The 17170-nt window shown below is 73.2% G+C and carries 15 protein-coding genes; 5 read left to right on the plus strand and 10 right to left on the minus strand.

Annotated features, from left to right (window positions below):
- Positions 1-238: 238 nt before the first annotated feature.
- Both ACIQE0_RS32015 and ACIQE0_RS32020 read right to left on the minus strand, forming a co-directional pair.
- Positions 239-2302, minus strand: a complete 2064-nt coding sequence (locus tag ACIQE0_RS32015) for a sensor histidine kinase (RefSeq protein WP_402338740.1) — start codon at positions 2300-2302, stop codon at positions 239-241.
- A 37-nt stretch (positions 2303-2339) separates the two neighbouring features.
- Positions 2340-2765 carry a cold shock domain-containing protein gene (locus tag ACIQE0_RS32020; protein WP_366333072.1) on the minus strand — a complete coding sequence of 142 codons (426 nt, stop codon included), beginning with the start codon at positions 2763-2765 and terminating at the stop codon, positions 2340-2342.
- Positions 2766-3065: 300 nt separating this feature from the next.
- Between ACIQE0_RS32020 and ACIQE0_RS32025 the strand changes: the two genes are divergently transcribed.
- The gene (locus ACIQE0_RS32025; protein ID WP_366333070.1) at positions 3066-3734 is read left to right on the plus strand and encodes a 4'-phosphopantetheinyl transferase superfamily protein; all 669 of its coding nucleotides are present in this window, start codon (positions 3066-3068) and stop codon (positions 3732-3734) included.
- Positions 3735-3747: 13 nt separating this feature from the next.
- On the opposite strand, the gene ACIQE0_RS32030 is transcribed toward ACIQE0_RS32025, so the two are convergent.
- Entirely contained in the window at positions 3748-4767 is a 1020-nt protein-coding gene (locus ACIQE0_RS32030) for a TIGR03842 family LLM class F420-dependent oxidoreductase (RefSeq protein ID WP_402338741.1), read from the minus strand.
- Between the two features lie 20 nt (positions 4768-4787).
- The gene (gene hydA, locus ACIQE0_RS32035; RefSeq protein WP_366333066.1) at positions 4788-6179 is read right to left on the minus strand and encodes a dihydropyrimidinase; all 1392 of its coding nucleotides are present in this window, start codon (positions 6177-6179) and stop codon (positions 4788-4790) included.
- A gap of 469 nt (positions 6180-6648) precedes the next feature.
- Between hydA and ACIQE0_RS32040 the strand changes: the two genes are divergently transcribed.
- Positions 6649-7533: an ABC transporter substrate-binding protein gene (locus ACIQE0_RS32040; protein ID WP_402338742.1), complete on the plus strand. Its 885-nt coding sequence runs from the start codon at positions 6649-6651 to the stop codon at positions 7531-7533.
- A 112-nt stretch (positions 7534-7645) separates the two neighbouring features.
- A complete protein-coding gene (locus ACIQE0_RS32045) occupies positions 7646-8485 on the plus strand; it encodes a heparin lyase I family protein (RefSeq protein WP_402338743.1) in 840 nt (279 codons plus the stop codon).
- A gap of 84 nt (positions 8486-8569) precedes the next feature.
- Here ACIQE0_RS32045 and ACIQE0_RS32050 read toward each other — a convergent pair whose 3' ends face one another.
- The 4 genes from ACIQE0_RS32050 to ACIQE0_RS32065 all read right to left on the minus strand — a co-directional run bounded on the left by ACIQE0_RS32050 (position 8570) and on the right by ACIQE0_RS32065 (position 11904).
- Positions 8570-9883: an aspartate aminotransferase family protein gene (locus ACIQE0_RS32050; protein ID WP_402338744.1), complete on the minus strand. Its 1314-nt coding sequence runs from the start codon at positions 9881-9883 to the stop codon at positions 8570-8572.
- Positions 9880-10722: a nitrilase-related carbon-nitrogen hydrolase gene (locus tag ACIQE0_RS32055; protein WP_402338745.1), complete on the minus strand. Its 843-nt coding sequence runs from the start codon at positions 10720-10722 to the stop codon at positions 9880-9882. Before ACIQE0_RS32055 ends, ACIQE0_RS32050 begins: the two co-directional genes overlap by 4 nt.
- A gap of 130 nt (positions 10723-10852) precedes the next feature.
- Positions 10853-11044, minus strand: a complete 192-nt coding sequence (locus ACIQE0_RS32060; RefSeq protein WP_366333056.1) for a hypothetical protein — start codon at positions 11042-11044, stop codon at positions 10853-10855.
- Positions 11045-11052: 8 nt separating this feature from the next.
- Positions 11053-11904, minus strand: a complete 852-nt coding sequence (locus ACIQE0_RS32065) for a helix-turn-helix domain-containing protein (protein WP_402338746.1) — start codon at positions 11902-11904, stop codon at positions 11053-11055.
- A gap of 291 nt (positions 11905-12195) precedes the next feature.
- Between ACIQE0_RS32065 and ACIQE0_RS32070 the strand changes: the two genes are divergently transcribed.
- Complete coding sequence (locus ACIQE0_RS32070) at positions 12196-12621, plus strand: ATP-binding protein (RefSeq protein WP_402338747.1); 426 nt, start codon at positions 12196-12198, stop codon at positions 12619-12621.
- A gap of 34 nt (positions 12622-12655) precedes the next feature.
- Here ACIQE0_RS32070 and ACIQE0_RS32075 read toward each other — a convergent pair whose 3' ends face one another.
- Complete coding sequence (locus tag ACIQE0_RS32075; protein ID WP_402338748.1) at positions 12656-14164, minus strand: amidase; 1509 nt, start codon at positions 14162-14164, stop codon at positions 12656-12658.
- Between the two features lie 172 nt (positions 14165-14336).
- The gene (ggt, locus tag ACIQE0_RS32080) at positions 14337-16163 is read right to left on the minus strand and encodes a gamma-glutamyltransferase (RefSeq protein ID WP_402338749.1); all 1827 of its coding nucleotides are present in this window, start codon (positions 16161-16163) and stop codon (positions 14337-14339) included.
- A gap of 231 nt (positions 16164-16394) precedes the next feature.
- On the opposite strand from ggt, the gene ACIQE0_RS32085 reads away from it, so the two are divergent.
- Positions 16395-17135 carry a hypothetical protein gene (locus ACIQE0_RS32085; protein ID WP_402338750.1) on the plus strand — a complete coding sequence of 247 codons (741 nt, stop codon included), beginning with the start codon at positions 16395-16397 and terminating at the stop codon, positions 17133-17135.
- Positions 17136-17170 lie beyond the last annotated feature (35 nt).

The raw sequence follows: 17170 nt of genomic DNA on the forward strand, positions 1-17170 counted from the left end.
CGTCCGGACCCGGCTCCGGGCGCAGGTCCGGACGAACCCTCGTCGGACCTTTCGACCGACGTTTCGACCGACGTCTCGACGATAGGAGCGGAGCCGGACGCGAGGAATCCGGGCAGACCCCGAGGTGGGGTCCAGGTAGACCCACCCCTGACCGGGGCCCACGCCCACCTGCCCCTGCGAGAAGCGAAACGAACGAAACGAAGCGCTACGAGAGTGGGCACGACGGAAAGCGGCCCCGCTACGCGGCCGAACCGTCCCCCGCCAACGGCACGTTGAGGGTCACGACGGTCGGCCCGCCGAGCGGGCTGTTGACGGAGAGGGTTCCGTCGAACGGGGTGAGGCGGCGGGCGATGCCGCTGAGGCCGCTGCCGGGGCCGGGGGCCGCGCCGCCCCGCCCGTCGTCGGTGACCGTGACGGTCAGCGCACCGTCCCGGCCGGCCAGGGCGATCTGCACCCGGGTCGCGCTCGCGTGCTTGGTGGCGTTGCTGAGCAGCTCCGAGACCGCCAGGTAGACGGCGGTCTCCACCGGCTGCTCGATCGGGTCGGAGAGCTCCAGGTGGACGGTGACGTTCAGGGGGCTGTCCATGGCCAGGGCGCGGACCGCGTCGCCCAGTCCGCGCTCCGCCAGCACCGGGGGATGGATACCGCGCACCAGGTCGCGCAGTTCCGCCAGCGCCTGGACGGCCGCCTCCTGGACTTCCGAGACCGTCCGCTTGGCGGCCTCGGGGTCGGAGTCGACGAGGCGCTTGACGGTGTTCAACTTCAGTCCGATGGCCAGCAGTCGGGCCTGCGAACCGTCGTGCAGATCACGCTCGATGCGGCGGAGTTCGGCCGCCTGGGCGTGGGTGGCGAGCGTCCGGGTCTCGGTGAGCTCCGCCACCCGCCGGGCCAGCAGCCGGCCGCCGGTCGGCGCGAGCAGCAGGCGGGCCCAGCGGGTGTGCAGGCGCAGCAGCGGTGCGGCGAGCACGCCGCTGACGGCGATCAGCGGCAGCGCGGCGACCACGCCGAAGGCCGGGTGATGGAGCGCGGACCAGTCGCCGGGCAGCAGCGCCAGCAGGGCGTACCAGGGCGCCGCGGGGTCGTAGGTGACGAAAGGGCCCGCGATCGGCCACCACAGCCAGGGCCACAACAGGGCGAAGACGCCGATGAGCGCGGGCAGCGTCAGCGGCAGCACCAGCAGCGCCACCAGCGGCGGATCGGCGGCCAGCCACAGCAGGTCGCGCCAGGTCGCCACGTCGTTCCTGGTCCAGTGCGCGCGTTCGCGCCGGGCGGCCCGGCGCCGGCTCGGATAGAGGCGCTGCCCGGAGCGGTAGAGGCCGTCGGCGCGCCGCGGTGGGGGCGGCGGCTCGGGGAGGTAGGGCGCGGGGAGGCGGACGCCGGTGCGGTCGTGGACCAGTTGGCGGCTGAACTCGACGAGCCGGCGGGCCGGTGACGCCACCAGCTCCCACCACAGCGCGGACCGGCCCAGCGCATGCAGCACGACGAACGCCACGGCGAGGAGCGCGCCCACCACCAGCTCCGCCAGCGCGACCCCGATCAGCACCGTCAGCCGGTGCAGCGCCACCCCCGAGCGCATCACCGCGCGTACGGCCGCCCCGGACCGGGAGTACCGGCACGGGCCGAGCAGCAGCCGCGCGGCCCGGGCGTGGCAGCGCAGCAGCGCCGGTCCGCCGGCGAAGCCGGCCGCGGCCAGCAGCACGCCGCCGGGCACCGGCCACATGCCCGCCGCCCCGGCACCCGATGACGAGGCGGCGCGCACCCCGAGCGGCAGCACGCCCGCGCCCGCCGCCGCGACGGCCGCGCCCGCGCCGACCAGCAGCGCCGGCAGCGCCGCCGACAGGCCGCAGCTCAACGGGGCCAGCAGCAGCCACATCAGGTCCCGCCAGGTCGCGTCGTCGGTGACGATCCAGCGCACCAGCAGCTTGTGGTGGGGGATGCGGGCCGAGCGATAGAGCGTGTGGTGGTAGCGGTGCAGCCCGTCCGCATCCGGCCGCGGCCGGGCCGGTCGCGGGTGGTAGGGCACGGGGATGGGCACCGCCGACCAGCTGCCGGCCAGCCGCCGGGTCAGGTTGGTCAGCGCGCGGCCGCGTTCGACGACGGTGACGTGTGCGTAGGGGATGCCGAGCAGGTAGGTGGCCTGCGCCGCGATCAGGGTCGCCGCCAGCAGCACCGGTCCGGCGGTGTCGAGCGCCCAGAGCGCCAGCCCGCGGGCCGGTGCCAGCAGCGCCGGCCGCAGGCGCGGGCCCAACGGCCGCCCGGGGGCGGGGCGTTCGGCGGCTGCCCGGCTGTCTTCCGTGAGCACGCTGACTGCACCCCGCCTTCCGCGACGACCAGGGAGGTTATGCCTCGACCCAGCCGTGCCGGGTGGCGACCTCGGTCAGCCGCCGACGGATCAGGAGGATCTGTTCCGCGGTCATGCCCGGCGCCGTGACGAGCAGCGTTTCGGTGATTTCCCGGGTGAATTCCTGGACGGTCAGCACGTCGCACATACCGTCCTCGATGCCTTCCCGCAGCGGCGGGTGCACCGTGGAGAACGAGGCGGCGGGCACGCCCTGCACGCCTCCCGAAACGACCCGCACGTCGGCCGCTTTGAGTCCCCGGTCGCCCTCTTCGACCTCGAACTCGACCATGACGCCCGGAGCAATCAGGGACTTGTCCACAAGAAGGTCGTTGACGTGCAGAAAGACGTCTCCCCCGCCATTTCCGGGAGCCACGAAACCATAGCCGCGCACAGCGTCGAAACGAATTACTCGCCCAGTAGCCACGATGAAAACCCCACCACTCCCACGAAATCACCCTCGGCGTGAAACCTCTACGCCGCGCAGGATGATATTCCGTGGACCGTTCACGCATCCAGTCCGTGCGAATGTCGGGGCGTCGGCGGTCGGCGCGGCGCTTTCCGCGTGACGGGTCGGCCAGGGGTGGAACGCCCCTCAACGACCGCCGGTTCGGACGGCGTTGGCGTACGACGGATAAGGTGGCCGCGGCCGGCCGTCCGGCCGCCCGCACCGCGCGGTGACCGGCCCGCCCCCGGTGTCGGCGCCGGGACGCCCCGAGAGGACGCCGTGATAGCCGAGCTGCTGCCCCCGCTGGTCGAGACCGCCGAGGCCTTCCATGACACCGCCCCGCTGCCCCGGCTGTTTCCGCAGGAGGCCGCCCTGGTGGAGCGGGCGGTCGCCGAGCGCCGCGGGGAGTTCGCGACCGTGCGGGCCTGCGCCCGCCAGGCCCTCGCCCGGCTGGGCCATGCCCCGGCGCCGATCCTGCCCGGGGAGCACGGCGCCCCGCGCTGGCCGGACGGGGTGGTGGGCAGCATGACGCACTGCCGCGGGTACCGGGCGGCGGCGCTGGCCCGCGCCGCCGACCTCGCCACCCTCGGCGTGGACGCGGAGCCGAACGGCCCGCTGCCCGGTGACGGCGTCGCGGAGAGTGTGCTGCGCCCCGCGGAACGGGCCCATGTCGCCCAACTGGCCGCGGACCGGCCGGACATCCACTGGGACCGGCTCGTCTTCAGCGCCAAGGAGAGCGTCTACAAGGCGTGGTTCCCGCTGACCCGTCGCTGGCTGGACTTCGAGGAGGCCGAGGTCCGGATCGACCCGGCGGCCGGCACGTTCCGCGCCCGGCTGCTGGTGCCCGGCCCCGAGGTGGACGGCATCCGCCTGTCCGGCTTCGACGGACGGTGGCTGGCACGCGCCGGACTCCTCGTCACGGCCATCGCCGTCCCCCGGCTCCTCTGATCTCGACCGCCGCTCACCCCCGCACCGCGGGGATGACGTCCCTCGCGTACGCGTCGATCACCGCCTCCTTCGCGTCGTGCATCGCGTACAGCGCGAACTGGTCGACGCCCAACTCCCGCAGCCGGCCCAGCTTCTCGATGTGCGCGGCGGCGGGGCCGACGAGGCAGAAGCGGTCCACGATCGCGTCGGGGACGAAGGCGGTGTCGGGGTTGTCGGTGCGGCCGTGGTGGGAGTAGTCGTAGCCCTCGCGGGCCCTGATGTAGTCCGTCAGCTCGTGCGGGACCAGGCCCGAGTCGGCGCCGTAGGTGGACACCAGGTCGGCCACGTGGTTGCCGACCATGCCGCCGAACCAGCGGCACTGCTGGCGGGCGTGGGCCAGCGCCTCGGGCGCGTCGTCGTCGGTGACGTAGGCGGGGGCGGCGACGCAGATCCGCACCTCGGACGGGTCGCGGCCGACCGCCGCCGCGGCGTCGCGGACCGCCCTGACCATCCACTCGGTGAGGAACGGGTCGGCGAGCTGGAGGATGAAGCCGTCGGCCTCCTCCCCGGTCATCTTCAGCGCCCTGGGGCCGTAGGCGGCCATCCAGACGGGCACGTTGGCGCCCTCGCGCACCCAGGGGAACCGCACGACGGTGCCGCCGAGGTCCGCCTCCTCGCCGCGCCCGAGCGCCCGGATGACCTTCATGGCTCCGCTGATCCGGGCGAGGGTGTTGGGCTTGCGGCCCGCCACCCGCATCGCGGAGTCGCCCCGGCCGATACCGCACACGGTGCGGTTGCCGTACATGTCGTTGAGGGTGGCGAAGGTGGAGGCGGTGACCTCCCAGGTGCGGGTGCTCGGGTTGGTGACCATCGGGCCGACCGTCAGGTGGCTGGTCTCGGCGAGGATGCGGCTGTAGATGACGAACGGCTCCTGCCACAGGACGCAGGAGTCGAACGTCCAGCCGTGGGTGAAGCCGGCCGCCTCCGCGCGCTGCATGAGGCGGACGACCTCGGAGGCCGGCGGGTCGGTCTGCAGGACGAGTCCGAAATCCATGGCGATGCCCCTTGGTCGGTTCAGTTCAGGTACTGGCAGGTGCCGCGCGGGACGTAGGCGCCGTGCCCGGCGCGGCCGGTGAACTCCCGCCGGTCGATGACGGGTTCACCGCGCGAGAGGACCGTCTCCACTCCCCCGGTCAGGCGTTTGCCCTCGTACGCCGAGTAGTCGACGTTCATGTGGTGCGTGGCGGCCGAGAGGGTCTGCTCGGCGTGCGGGTCGTAGATCACCACGTCGGCGTCGGCGCCCGGGGCGAGGGTGCCCTTCTTCGGGTACAGGCCGAACATCCGGGCCGGCGCGGCGCAGGCGAGCTCGATCCAGCGGCGGCGCGAGAGATGTCCGTCGACGACGGCCTGGTGGAGCAGGTCCATCCGGTGCTCGACGCCGGGCATCCCGTTGGGGATCTTGGAGAAGTCGCCGCGGCCGAGCTCCTTCTGCCCCGTGAAGCAGAACGGGCAGTGGTCGGTGGACACCACCTGGAGGTCGTCGGTGCGCAGGCCGCGCCAGAGCGCCGCCTGGTGCTCCTTCGGGCGGAGCGGGGTGCTGCACACGTACTTCGCGCCCTCGAAGTCGGGCTCGGCGAGGTTGTCGGTCGACAGGAAGAGGTACTGGGGGCAGGTCTCGCCGAAGACCGGCAGCTCCTCGGCGCGGGCGCGGGCGACTTCGGCGAGGGCCTCCCGCGCCGAGACGTGCACGACGTACAGCGGCGCGCCGGCGACCTGGGCCAGCCGGATCGCGCGGTGGGTGGCCTCCGACTCCAGCAGCGCCTTGCGGACCTCGCCGTGGTACCGCGGATCTCTCTCGCCGCGCTCCAGCGCCTGCTGCACCAGGACGTCGATGGCGATGCCGTTCTCGGCGTGCATCATGATCAGACCGCCGTTGCCGGCGGCCCGTTGCATGGCGCGCAGGATCTGGCCGTCGTCGGAGTAGAAGACGCCCGGGTAGGCCATGAACAGCTTGAACGAGGTGAGCCCCTCGGCGACGAGCCCGTCCATCTCCTTGAGCGTCGAGCTGTTGACGTCGGAGACGATCATGTGGAAGCCGTAGTCGACGGCGCACTGGCCGTCGGCCTTCGCATGCCAGGTGTCCAGGCCGGCGCGGAGCGACGCGCCCTTGGACTGCACCGCGAAGTCGATGATGGTGGTGGTCCCGCCCCAGGCCGCCGCCCGGGTGCCGGACTCGAAGGTGTCGGAGGCGAAGGTGCCGCCGAACGGCATCTCCATGTGGGTGTGGGCGTCGACGCCGCCCGGGATGACGTACTTGTGGGCGGCGTCGATGACGCGGTCGGCGGTCCACTGCTGGCTGCCGGGGGTCGCCAGGGCTTCGATGCGTCCGTTCTCGATGAGCACGTCCGCGTGCGTCTCCTCGGCGGCAGTGATCACCAGGCCGCCGGTGATGAGGGTCCGAGTCATTCCCGAGAAGTCCCTTCACATCGCAGTCGGGGGAGGGCCGGGCCGGCCGTGCGGGCGGGGCCGCGGCTCCGGGCGGCGCGGTCGACGGGGGCGGTGGTGCCGGTCGGGCCGGCCCGGACGACCGCGCGAGTCATCCCGGCTCCCTCCCTGACGGCACGTCACAAGCAGGTCTACACCCGTAGATTCCGGACGGGAAGGAGACACCGTAGAAGCATGGCACCGGCGGCGGCAAGAGTGTGACGGAAGATCAGCCGCGGGGCGGGTGTCGCGGCGGTGGTCAGCCGGGTGGTTGAACGGGGTGCGCCGGGGGCGGCGGGGGCGGCGCCCGGGGAGGGGTGCGGGGACGACCGGATGGGCAGGTAACAGTCCCCGGACCCGCAAATTCGAAAGCCATTGCGGAACCACACCTTCACAAGTGACACCGAGGACGTCAGAAAGCGCGCGATCGACGTCAGAAAGGCGAGGCGCCATGAAGCAGAGCACACCGTGGGAGTTCTCCGACGACCGCGGGCGCCTGGTGGTGGCCGGAGAACGGCCGGAACGGATCGTGGCGTACATACAGGCGGGGGCCACTCTGTGGGATCACGGCGTCCGCCCCGTGGGCCTGTTCGGGTCGATGCACGACGGCCTGGCCGCCGACCCGGCCAAGGCCGGTGAGCTGCCGCTTTCCGAGGTCCGCTACCTCGGCTCGGGTGCCGCGCTGCACCCGGAGACCCTGCTGGAGGACCGGCCGGATCTCGTGGTGGCGGTGACCTACGACGGCGAGCAGGTCTACGGACTGGCGGCGAAGACCGCACAGGAGCTGGAGGAGCAGGTCCCGGTGGCCACCGTCGCGGTGGGCCCGGGGCGCAGCCTGGCCGAGGTGCGCGAGCGCTTCGCGGCGCTGGCCGGCTCGCTCGGCCACGGCGAACCACTCGCGCTGGCACGGGAGTTGGACGCGGCCGAGGACGAGCTGCGGCGGGCCGACGGCGGGCCGGTGCGGCCGCGGGTGGTGGCGCTGTCGCCCGCCGGCCCCGACAAGGTGCACCTGGCCCGGCCGGGCACCTGGCCGGACCTGCGGGCCCTGGCCGAGCACGGCGTGGAGTTCCCGGAGCCGGCGGCCGGCGCGGGCGCGAACTGGTCGACGGTCGGCTGGGCGGAGGCCGCCGCGCTCGCCCCGGACGTCGTCCTGATCGACGTACGGGTCAACGCCGCCCGCGTCGAGGCGCTGCGGACGGACGAGAACTGGCGGGCGATCGAGGCGCGGGCCCGGCTGCTGCCGTGGAATCCGGAGGCCCCGGTCAGCCGGCGCGCCCACACCCGCTTCTTCACCGAGGTGGCCCGGGCCGTGCGGGCGGCCGCCGCCGGGAAGTAGCGCCGGGGCCCGCGGCGCCCCGGGCCGGACGCCCGGTCGTCGCCCTTGACGGCGTTCTGACAGCAAACCTAACTTTCGCTCCCGTACCATCCCCCCACAACGGGAGTCCCCCATGAAGCACGCCCCAACCCCCCGCATCCAATGGGGAGTTGCCCTCGTCGCCGGCCTTGCGCTGACCGGCGCCTGCTCCCCGATGGACCGGCAGGCCGCGTCCGCCGGCGGCGCCGACGACGCGCGCCCGGCCGCCGAAGGCCACCACGCGGCCCCCCTGTGGCGCGCCGACCCGGCCAAGGGCACCGCCGCCTTCGAGGGCACCGAGACCAAGCCGGGCTCGGTCAAGGTCGTCGACGACCCGGCCGGCAAGCACGGCAAGTCCTTCCAACTCCACACCTCCGGCGACAAGATCGACGGCCCCACCCGGGTGCGGGTGGAGACCCGCGGCCACCGCACCGCCGACGGGCCGCTGCGCTTCTCCCGGGAGGGCGACGTCTACTACATCGGCTGGCGCTCGATGTGGGGCCCGCTGCCGACGAAGAAGGGCGACTGGGTGGTCCTGTGGCAGCTCAAGGACTACGGCTCGGGTGCCGCCACCCCGCCGCTGTCCCTGCGCGCCCGCGGTGACGGCGCCGTCGACCTGGAGTACGCCGACCCGCAGCTGAAGACCACCCGGCTCTGGCACACCCCGCTCACCCTCGACACCTGGCACGACTTCGTCATCGGCATCAAGGTCTCCAAGGACCCGTCCCGCGGCTGGGTGCGGCTGTGGCACAACGGCACCGCGCAGAAGCTGCCGAATGGGAAGGAGCAGTACCCCGCGGCGACCCTGCGCGCGGACTGGGTCACCGACAAGTGGGGCGTCTACCGCTCCGACGGCGTCAAGGGACAGGCCACCGCCTGGCTCAACAGCCCGGCGGTGGGCCGGAGTTACCAGGACGTGGCGCCGACCGGCTGACCACCGGCCGCCCATCGGCCGCCGGACCGGGGCGGGCGCCGGCCGGGGCCGCCCCGGCCGGCGATCCGCGCCGCCCCGGCGGGTTCACCCCTCCGCGAGCCGCGCCTGCGCCCACCGCAGGGCGTCCGCGAGCAGTTCCGCGCCCTGCTCGGCCTCGGCCACGGTGAGCGTGAGCGGCGGCGCGATGCGGAGCGCTGCGCCGCCGTGGCCGCCCTTGCCGACCAGCAGCCCGCGCTCCCGGGCCGCCTCCAGCACCAGCGTGGCGGCCTGCGCCGACGGCTCGTCGGTGCCCGGCCGGACCAGTTCGACGCCGATCATCAGGCCCCGTCCGCGCACCTCGCGCACCACGTCCAGGCCGGCCGCCACCGCCCGCAGCCGCTCGATGAGCAGTCCGCCGACCCGCCGGGCGTTGCCCTGGAGGTCGTGCTCCAGGAGGTAGCCGAGGTTGGCCAGACCGGCGGCCATGGTGATCGGGCTGCCGCCGAAGGTCGAGATGGAGTTGGCGGGCAGGCAGTCCATGACCTCGGCGCGGGCCACCACCCCGCCGATCGACATGCCGTTGCCGATGCCCTTGGCGAAGGTGAGCAGGTCGGGCGAGCCGTTCTCGGCGTGCGCCTGCCAGCCCCAGAAGTGGTCGCCGGTGCGGCCCCAGCCGGTCTGCACCTCGTCACTGATCCACAGGATCCCCTCCCGGGCCAGCACCTCCCGGAACGCGGCGTACAGTCCGTCCGGGGGCGCGGTGAACCCGCCGATGCCCTGCACCGGTTCGGCGATCAGCGCGGCGACGCCGCCGGCGGTCTGCTGGAGCGTGTCCTCCAGGTCCGCGACGCAGGCCGCGATGTACTCCCGGTCGCCGAGGTCGGCGTACGGGCCGCGGGTGCGCACCCCGCCGTGGACGTAGAGGGTCTGGAGCGGCGAGAGGCTGGTGGGCGACCAGCTGCGGTTCCCGGTGATGGCGACGGCGGAGAACGACCGGCCGTGGTAGCTGTTGCGCATCGCCAGGATCTGGTTGGACCGGCGGTAGGTGGTGGCCAGCAGCAGCGCGGCGTCGTTGGCCTCGGTGCCGGAGGTGGTGAAGAAGACCCGGGCGTCGGGGATGCCGGAGAGCGTGGCGATCCGCTCCGCCAACTCGACCATGGGGCGGGAGAGATAGAGCGTGGAGCTGTGCACGAGCCGGCCGGCCTGCTCGCTGACGGCCTTGGCCACCTCGGGCAGTGCGTGGGCGGTCATGGTGGTGAGGATGCCGCCGAAGAAGTCGAGGTAGCGGTTGCCCTCGGAGTCCCAGACGTGCCGGCCCTCCCCATGGGTGAGCTCCAGCGGATGCTCGTAGTAGAGGCTCAGCCAGGACGGCATCACGGCCTGGTGGCGGGCGTGCAGGCCGCGGGCGTCGGAGGTCATGGCTGTACCAGCCCGTCGTAGGCGTCGGGGCGGCGGTCGCGGTAGAACGCCCACTGCTGGCGGACCTCGTCGATCAGGCCGAAGTCCAGGTCGCGGACGACCAGTTCCTCCGCGGTGTCGCTGGCGGGCTCGCCGACGAACTGGCCGCGCGGGTCGACGAAGTAGCTGGAGCCGTAGAAGTCGTTGTCGCCGTACTCCTCCACGCCGACGCGGTTGATCGCGGCGACGAAGTACTCGTTGGCGACCGCCGCCGCGGGCTGCTCCAGCTTCCACAGGTAGCCGGACAGGCCGCGCGAGGTGGCCGAGGGGTTGTAGACGAGCTGGGCGCCGGCGAGGCCCAACTGCCGCCAGCCCTCGGGGAAGTGGCGGTCGTAGCAGATGTAGACGCCGATCCGGCCCACGGCGGTGTCGAAGACCGGCCAGCCGATGTTGCCCGGACGGAAGTAGTACTTCTCCCAGAATCCCTTGACCTGCGGGATGTGGTGCTTGCGGTATTTGCCCAGGACGGTGCCGTCGGCGTCGATGACGGCCGCGGTGTTGTAGTAGAAGCCGGACTGCTCGACCTCGAAGACGGGGACGACGATGACCATGCCGGTCTCCCGGGCGAGGGCCTGCATCCGCCGCACGGTCGGGCCGTCCGGCACCGGCTCGGCCCAGCGGTAGTGCTCCGGCTCCTGGACCTGGCAGAAGTACGGGGCGTTGAAGACCTCCTGGAAACCGATCACCTTCGCGCCCTGCGCGGCCGCCGCCCTGGCGTGCTCCTCGTGTTTCGCGATCATGGATTCGGTGTCGCCGGTCCAGGTCGCCTGGACCAGTGCGGCACGCACAACATCGGACATCGGCTGCTCCTTTGTCGGTGCGTCGACCTGCGGCCACGCGGATCTACGCGTGTGGAGGCGACCGTAAGCCCCGTCCCCGACCGTGGCAAGACCATCTCCCAGCGCGCCGCGCGGCCGGTCGGGCGAAGCCTTACAACAGGTGATCCGCCTTCCCCGCCTTCACGTCCCGGATGAACGTGCGCAGGGCCTCTATCGAGTCGGTGAGGTAGCGATCCTCTTGTCCCTTGACGGCGATATAGGCGTTGCCTTCGCCGTCGGTGCCGATGCGGAAGCAGTTGTTGCCCTCGGCGCAGAAGGGAGCTTCCCATTGAATGTCCGACATGCGGTCTCCTAGAGCTGGCAAGCGATGGCGTGGACGAAGTCCCGAGACTCCCCGGGCGGCAGTGCGGCTCCGTCCATCCAGTCAAGATGTGCACGGTACTTGGCAAGTTGGGCCTCGGCGTGGGTGAACTCCGGCCCGTGCGCGGAGTCCAGCTGAACGGTGTCGAGTTGCGGCACGACGCCTTCGGCATAGAGGAGGGCATGGCCCGCACCAGGGAAGGCGCCGCAGCTGACAGGGACGACGCGCACCGTGACGTGTTCGCGTTCGGACATGGCGCAGAGGTGGTCGAGCTGGGCCTGAGTGACCTTGCGGCCACCGAACTGCATCCGCAGCGCGGCCTCGTGGACGTAACCGATGTAGGGGCGGCTCACCTCTTCGCCGACCAGGCGCTGCCGTTCCATGCGGTGGTTCACGCGGAGTTCGACTTCCAGCCGGGACATCGCCGGCAGTCCGGCCGCGAACACCGCCCGTGCGTAGTCCTCGGTTTGGAGCAGTCCCGGAAGATGGACGGTCTGAATGGTCAGCAGCCGCGCGGCGTGCCATTCCAGTTCGGCGATGTCGAGCAGGCCCTGCGGGAGGGTTCCCCGGTACTGCTCCCACCAGCCACGTTGCTTCCCGGCGGCCATGGCCACGAGGGCATCGACGTAGGCGGGGTCGGTGCACGCGTAGTTGCTCGTCAGCGTGCGTACGCGGTCCGCGCTGACGACCCGGACACCGGACTCCATGTTGGAGATTCTCGTGCGGTCTATGCCCAACAGGCCCGCCGCATAGTCGGTGCTGACCTCTGCGGCCATCCGGAGTTTGCGTAGTTCAGCACCAAGGCGCTTCTGGCGCTCGGTGGGCGTGCTTCGCGGTGGCATGGGGCCCCTTCCGACGGGCTCACGCCAGTTTGCCGTGACCGGTGCACTCGGTCCAATCCGAAGGGGTTAATTGCACCCCACGTGCATGGCAGTTTGCACCGCCAGGCGCTAGCGTTGAGTAACGCGCAAGGCACACACCGCAATCGCCGGAAGCGCACCGCGTGAGCGTGCCCTCCTGTCCTGGGGCGGGCAGAGCGCGTAGGCACTCAACCACCCAACGCCATCGGAGGGTTCAGCATGCCCGCTATCCCGTTCCCGTCACCGCTCCCGTCGTCTCCGTTCCCCGCACCCGTGCCCGTCCTGCATCGGCCGCGGGTTCCCACGGCCCCCGCCCATTGGAAGTTCCCCGGCAACCCCGCCTCCGTGCAGCGCGCCCGGCGGGCCGTCGTCCAGGCGCTGCCCGCCGACAGCACCCCTCAGCTGACGGACGACATCGCCCTGTTGACGTCCGAACTCGTCACCAACGCGGTGCGGCACGGAACCGGGTACGACGATGAGCAGCTGATCGAGCTGATTCTCTGGCCCGCCGACGGCCACTACTGGCTGGCGGTGTCGGACCCGGGTGAAGGGCGTCCCGCCGTCCGGGCGTTGACTCTTGATGCCCGTCGCGGCAGGGGGCTGGTCCTGGTGGAGGCGATCTCGGCCGCGTGGGCGGTCGTACCGCGCCATCCCAACGGGAAGTCCGTCGTCGCCGGGGTCCGGCTGTACGGCGGCTGACGCAGCCGCCCTCGCCCAGGCACCGCGACGGCGGTCACCGGCCTCCCGGGCCGCCCTCGCCGGCCGAGGGGGCGGGCCGGTCGCCGGGCCGCCGCTCGTGCCAGCGCAGGGCGTCCTGGAGTTGGGCGGCCAGGGAGATCAGCCGCGGCTCGCCGTGGGCCGGGCCCAGCAGTTGGGCGCCCAGCGGCAGGCCGTGCGCGCTGAAGCCTGCCGGGACGCTGATGCCGGGCCAGCCGAGCACGTTCCACGGCCAGGCATAGGGGCAGGCCGCGATCATGGCCTTGTCGGTCTCCCAGCCGCTGAGGCCGGCGAGGGTGCCGATGCGCGGCGGCGGGGTCGCGGTGGTCGGCGTCAGCAGGACGTCGTAGCGGCCGAACAGCGCGCCGATACGGCGCCGTTGACGCACTTCGGCGGCGCGGGCGCGGCGCAGCGGCGGCCCGCCGAGGAGCCGGCCCAACCGGGCCGCCGACTGGGTGCGGGGGTCCAGCAGCCGGGGGTCGGGAACCCGGGCGGCCCACTCGCCGACCCCGGCCGTGGCGCGCGGGACGAAGGCCAGTCCGACCAGCCCGTAGTCCGGTTCGGCCTCCTCGACGAGGTGGCCGAGGCCGGCCAGGGTGCGGGCCACCGCGGTGACCGCGGCCCGGACGTCGGGGTGCAGCGGTGTGCGGGTGAAGGTGGTGGCGGTCTTCCAGGACAGCGCGATCCGCAGCCGCCCCGGGTCCCGGCCGGCGGCCGCGCGGGCCGCGATGGCCGGCGGCCGGTGCAGGTCCCCGGCGTGATTGCCGCTGGTGAGGTCCAGCAGCAGCGCGGCGTCCTCGACGGTACGGGCCAGCGGGCCGATGCCGGTGATGCCCTGGAACGCCTCGGCGTCCGGCCAGGTCGAGATCCGGCCGCGCTGCGGTTTGATGCCGACGAGGTGGGACCAGGCGGCGGGGATCCGGACCGAGCCGGCGCCGTCGGTGCCCAACGCGGCGGGCACCAGCCCCGCGGCGACCGCGGCGGCCGAGCCGCCGGAGGAGCCGCCGGGGGTGTGGGCGAGGTTCCAGGGGTTGCGGGTGTCGCCGAAGGCCGGGCCCTCGGTGAACGGCCACTGGCCCAGTTCGCAGGCGTTGGTCTTGCCGACGATGACCGCGCCGGCGGCGCGCAGCCGCCGCACCACCTCGGCGTCCTCCCGCTTGGGCGGGAACTCCCCGGCGCAGCCGAACGCGGTGGGCTCCCCCGCCACGTCCGTGTCGTCCTTGACCGCGACCGGCACGCCCAGCAGCGGCAGCCGCTCCCCGGCCGCGAGCCGGCGGTCCGCCTCCGCCGCCTCGGCCTGCGCCGCCTCGGTCCGGACCCGGCGGAAGGCGTTGACGGTGTCCTGGGTGACGGCGATGCGCTCCAGGGAGCGCCGGACCAGGGCGGTGGCGGTGACCTCGCCCTCGGCCAGCGCCCGGGCCTGCTCGGCGAGCCCCTCCCACTGGCCGTCGAGATGCCCGGCCGGCGGGCGGCGGCGCCCGGGGGACGATCCGGTCCCGTGCTCCTGGCTCTCGTCAACGCTCACGCCGCGTGCCCTCCCTGGGACCGCCCATGCGAACGAACGGTCCCAGGAGGCTAATCGGCGCAGCGGGGGCCGGCAACGCCGCCGCGCAGCGCGACACGACGACGACACACGGACGGCAGGCACCACCCGCCCGGGGGCCGCCGGCGGCGCCGGCCACCGCTCCTACGGGGTGCTACGGCGCCGGGTCGACGACCTGCGCCGAGCCCCCGCCGCGCCGGACCTTCTCGGCCGCCGCGAGCCAGCGGCCGTCGGGCAGCCGCTGCACGCCGGTGGCCGCGCCGATCTCCGGGTTCTGCGTGAAGGAGTGCCCGAGGGCTTCGAGTTGCTTGCGGAGCGGGCTGTTCCACAGGGCCGGTTCGAGCTCGGTGGCGGCGGCGTTGCGCTGGCTGGCGCGCGGTGCGGCGATGGCGTCCACCAACGGCATCCCGCGGTCGAGGTGGTTGACGAGGGTCTGCAGCACGGTGGTGACGATGGTGGCGCCGCCGGGCGAGCCCAGCGCCAGCACGGGCTCACCATGACGCAGCACGATCGTCGGGGAGATCGAGGAGCGCGGCCGCTTGCCCGAGCCCGGCAGGTTCGGGTCATGCACGGCCGGGTCGACGGGCGTGAAGGAGAAGTCGGTCAGCTCGTTGTTGAGCAGGAAGCCGCGGCCGGGGACGGCGATGCCGCTGCCGCCGGTCTGCTCGATGGTGAGGGTGTAGGAGACGATGTTGCCCCACTTGTCGGCGACGGTGAGGTGGGTGGTGTTCTCACCCTCGTAGGTCGTCGGCACGCCCTTGCCGGTGCTGCCGCAGGGCGTCGGATGGCGCGGGTCGCCGGGCGCGAGCGGGCTGGTGAGCGCCTTGTCGTCGTTGATCAGGCATTCCCGGGAGGCGGCGAAGCGCTTGGAGGTCAGGCCCTTGACGGGGACGTTCTCGTAGGCCGGGTCGCCGACCCAGCGGCCGCGGTCGGCGAAGGCGATCCGGCTGGCCTCCAGGTAGCGGTGCAGGAACTGCTGCTCCGACAGGTGCGAAAGGTCGCTCTTCTCCAGGATGTTGAGCGCCTCGGCGATGGTGGTGCCGCCGGAGGAGGACGGCGCCATGCCGTAGACGTCCAGGCCGCGGTAGGTGGTGTGGGTCGGCTGGTGGCCGACCGTGCGGTAGGCCGCCAGGTCGGCGGGGGTCAGGTGGCCGGGGCGGACCTTGCGGGTGCTGCCCGCGGCGACCTGGGGCCGCTGGACGGTGCGGACGATGTCCCGGCCGATCGCGCCGTGGTAGAGGGCGCCGACGCCCTTGGCGGCCAACTCCCGGTAGGTACGGGCCAGATCGGGGTTCTTCAGGGTGGAGCCGACGACCGGGAGCTTCCCGCCGGGCAGGAACAGGGCGGCGGTGGCCGGGAAGTCGCGGAAGCGCGCTTCGTTGTCCGCGGTCTGCTTGCGGAACGTCTCGTCGACGGTGAAGCCGTGCTCGGCGAGCTTCTCGGCGGGCTTGAGGACCTGCCCCAGGGAGCGACTGCCCCACTTCTTGAGGGCGCTGTCCCAGGTGGCGGGGGTGCCGGGGGTGCCGATGCTGAGTCCGCTGGTGACCGCGTCGGCGAAGGGTATCGGCTTGCCGTTCTCCAGGAAGAGTTCCTTGGTGGCGGAGCGGGGTGCGGTCTCCCGGCCGTCGAGGGTGCGTACGGACCTGGTCTTGGCGTCGTAGTAGACGAAGTAGCCGCCGCCTCCGACGCCGGACGAGTAGGGCTCGGTGACGCCGAGGGCGGCGGCGGTGGCGACCGCCGCGTCGACCGCGTTGCCGCCCTTGCGGAGCACCTCGATGCCCGCGGCCGAGGCGTCCGCGTCGACGCTGGCGACCGCCCCGCCGTAGCCGACGGCGACCGGGGTCTTGGCGGGGGTGGCGGGGTCCTGGGCGGCGGGGCCGGTGCGGGGTGCCGCGGTCCGGGCGGCGGCGGGGACGGCCATCAGGGAGCCGGCCAGCGCGGCCGTGACTCCCAGGACGGTGAGACGTTGGGCGTTCGACATACCTGGGCTTCCTCCAAGGGCAGTGCGCGGGGGGCGGCAGGGGCCGGAGCCTACCTGGGCCAACAGCCCGCCGACAGGGGATGATTCGGGCGTCGGAGGACCGGCTGCGGGGCGGGACGGTTCGGGGCCGAGGCACACGGTCCCGCCGTATCCCTACACATCGGGGCAAGCGGTGCGCCCCCACGGCCCGCCCTCGAACACCCGCCCGAGGGTTCGCTACGCTCGCCCGCCATGAACGACACCCTGCTGCTCCTGTCCGCGGCGACCCTGGTCGTGGGACTGGCCGCCGGCTGGGCCGGGCAATCCGCGCTGGCCCGCCAGAAGCTGACTCGGGAACGGCGCTTCTTCGGGTTGCCCGCCGGCTCCGAGTGCGTCCTGGTCACCCACCGGGACAGCGCCTCCGCCCATTGGAGCATCCCGCGCCACGACACGCTCGCCCTGCTCGGACTGGCCGCCGCGATCGAGACCTGCGGCGCCCACCCCGAGATCGCCCCGCACGACACCGGACTCCAGGGCTTCGGCGCACGCACCGAGTTCTGCGTCGGCGACCCGACCGCGCACCGCCGGCTCGCCGCCCACCTGATGAACCGGCTGCCGGGCGTCGCGGTCCACCCGGGTGACGCGACCGGCGCCGGCCGCGGCGACCTCACCATCGGCGGGACCGCATACCGGATGGAACCGGGGGCGGCCGAGTACGTGCTGCTGGCCCGGCTGACGGCCGGGGAGGGCGGCCGCCCGGTGTTCCTGGCGGCGGGTCAGCGGCCGGTCACCCACCGGGCGGCCGTCCGCCACCTGGTCCGCAACCGGGCCAGGCTGGCCCGCCGATACGGCGCCGACGGGCAGTTCGCGCTGCTGCTGAAGGTGGTCAACTCGCAGGCGTACGGGCCCGATGTGGTGGAGCTGGTGGCCGACGTCAGCAAGGCGGCGCTGGCTCCGCCGGAGCTCAAGGGGCAGCACCGGGCGACCGCCTGAGGCCACCTCATCGACGGGCGGGGGCCCGACTTCTC

Origin of the sequence: Streptomyces sp. NPDC093097 (assembly GCF_044754325.1) — a bacterium.
In the GTDB taxonomy this organism is placed as follows: Bacteria; Actinomycetota; Actinomycetes; order Streptomycetales; family Streptomycetaceae; genus Streptomyces.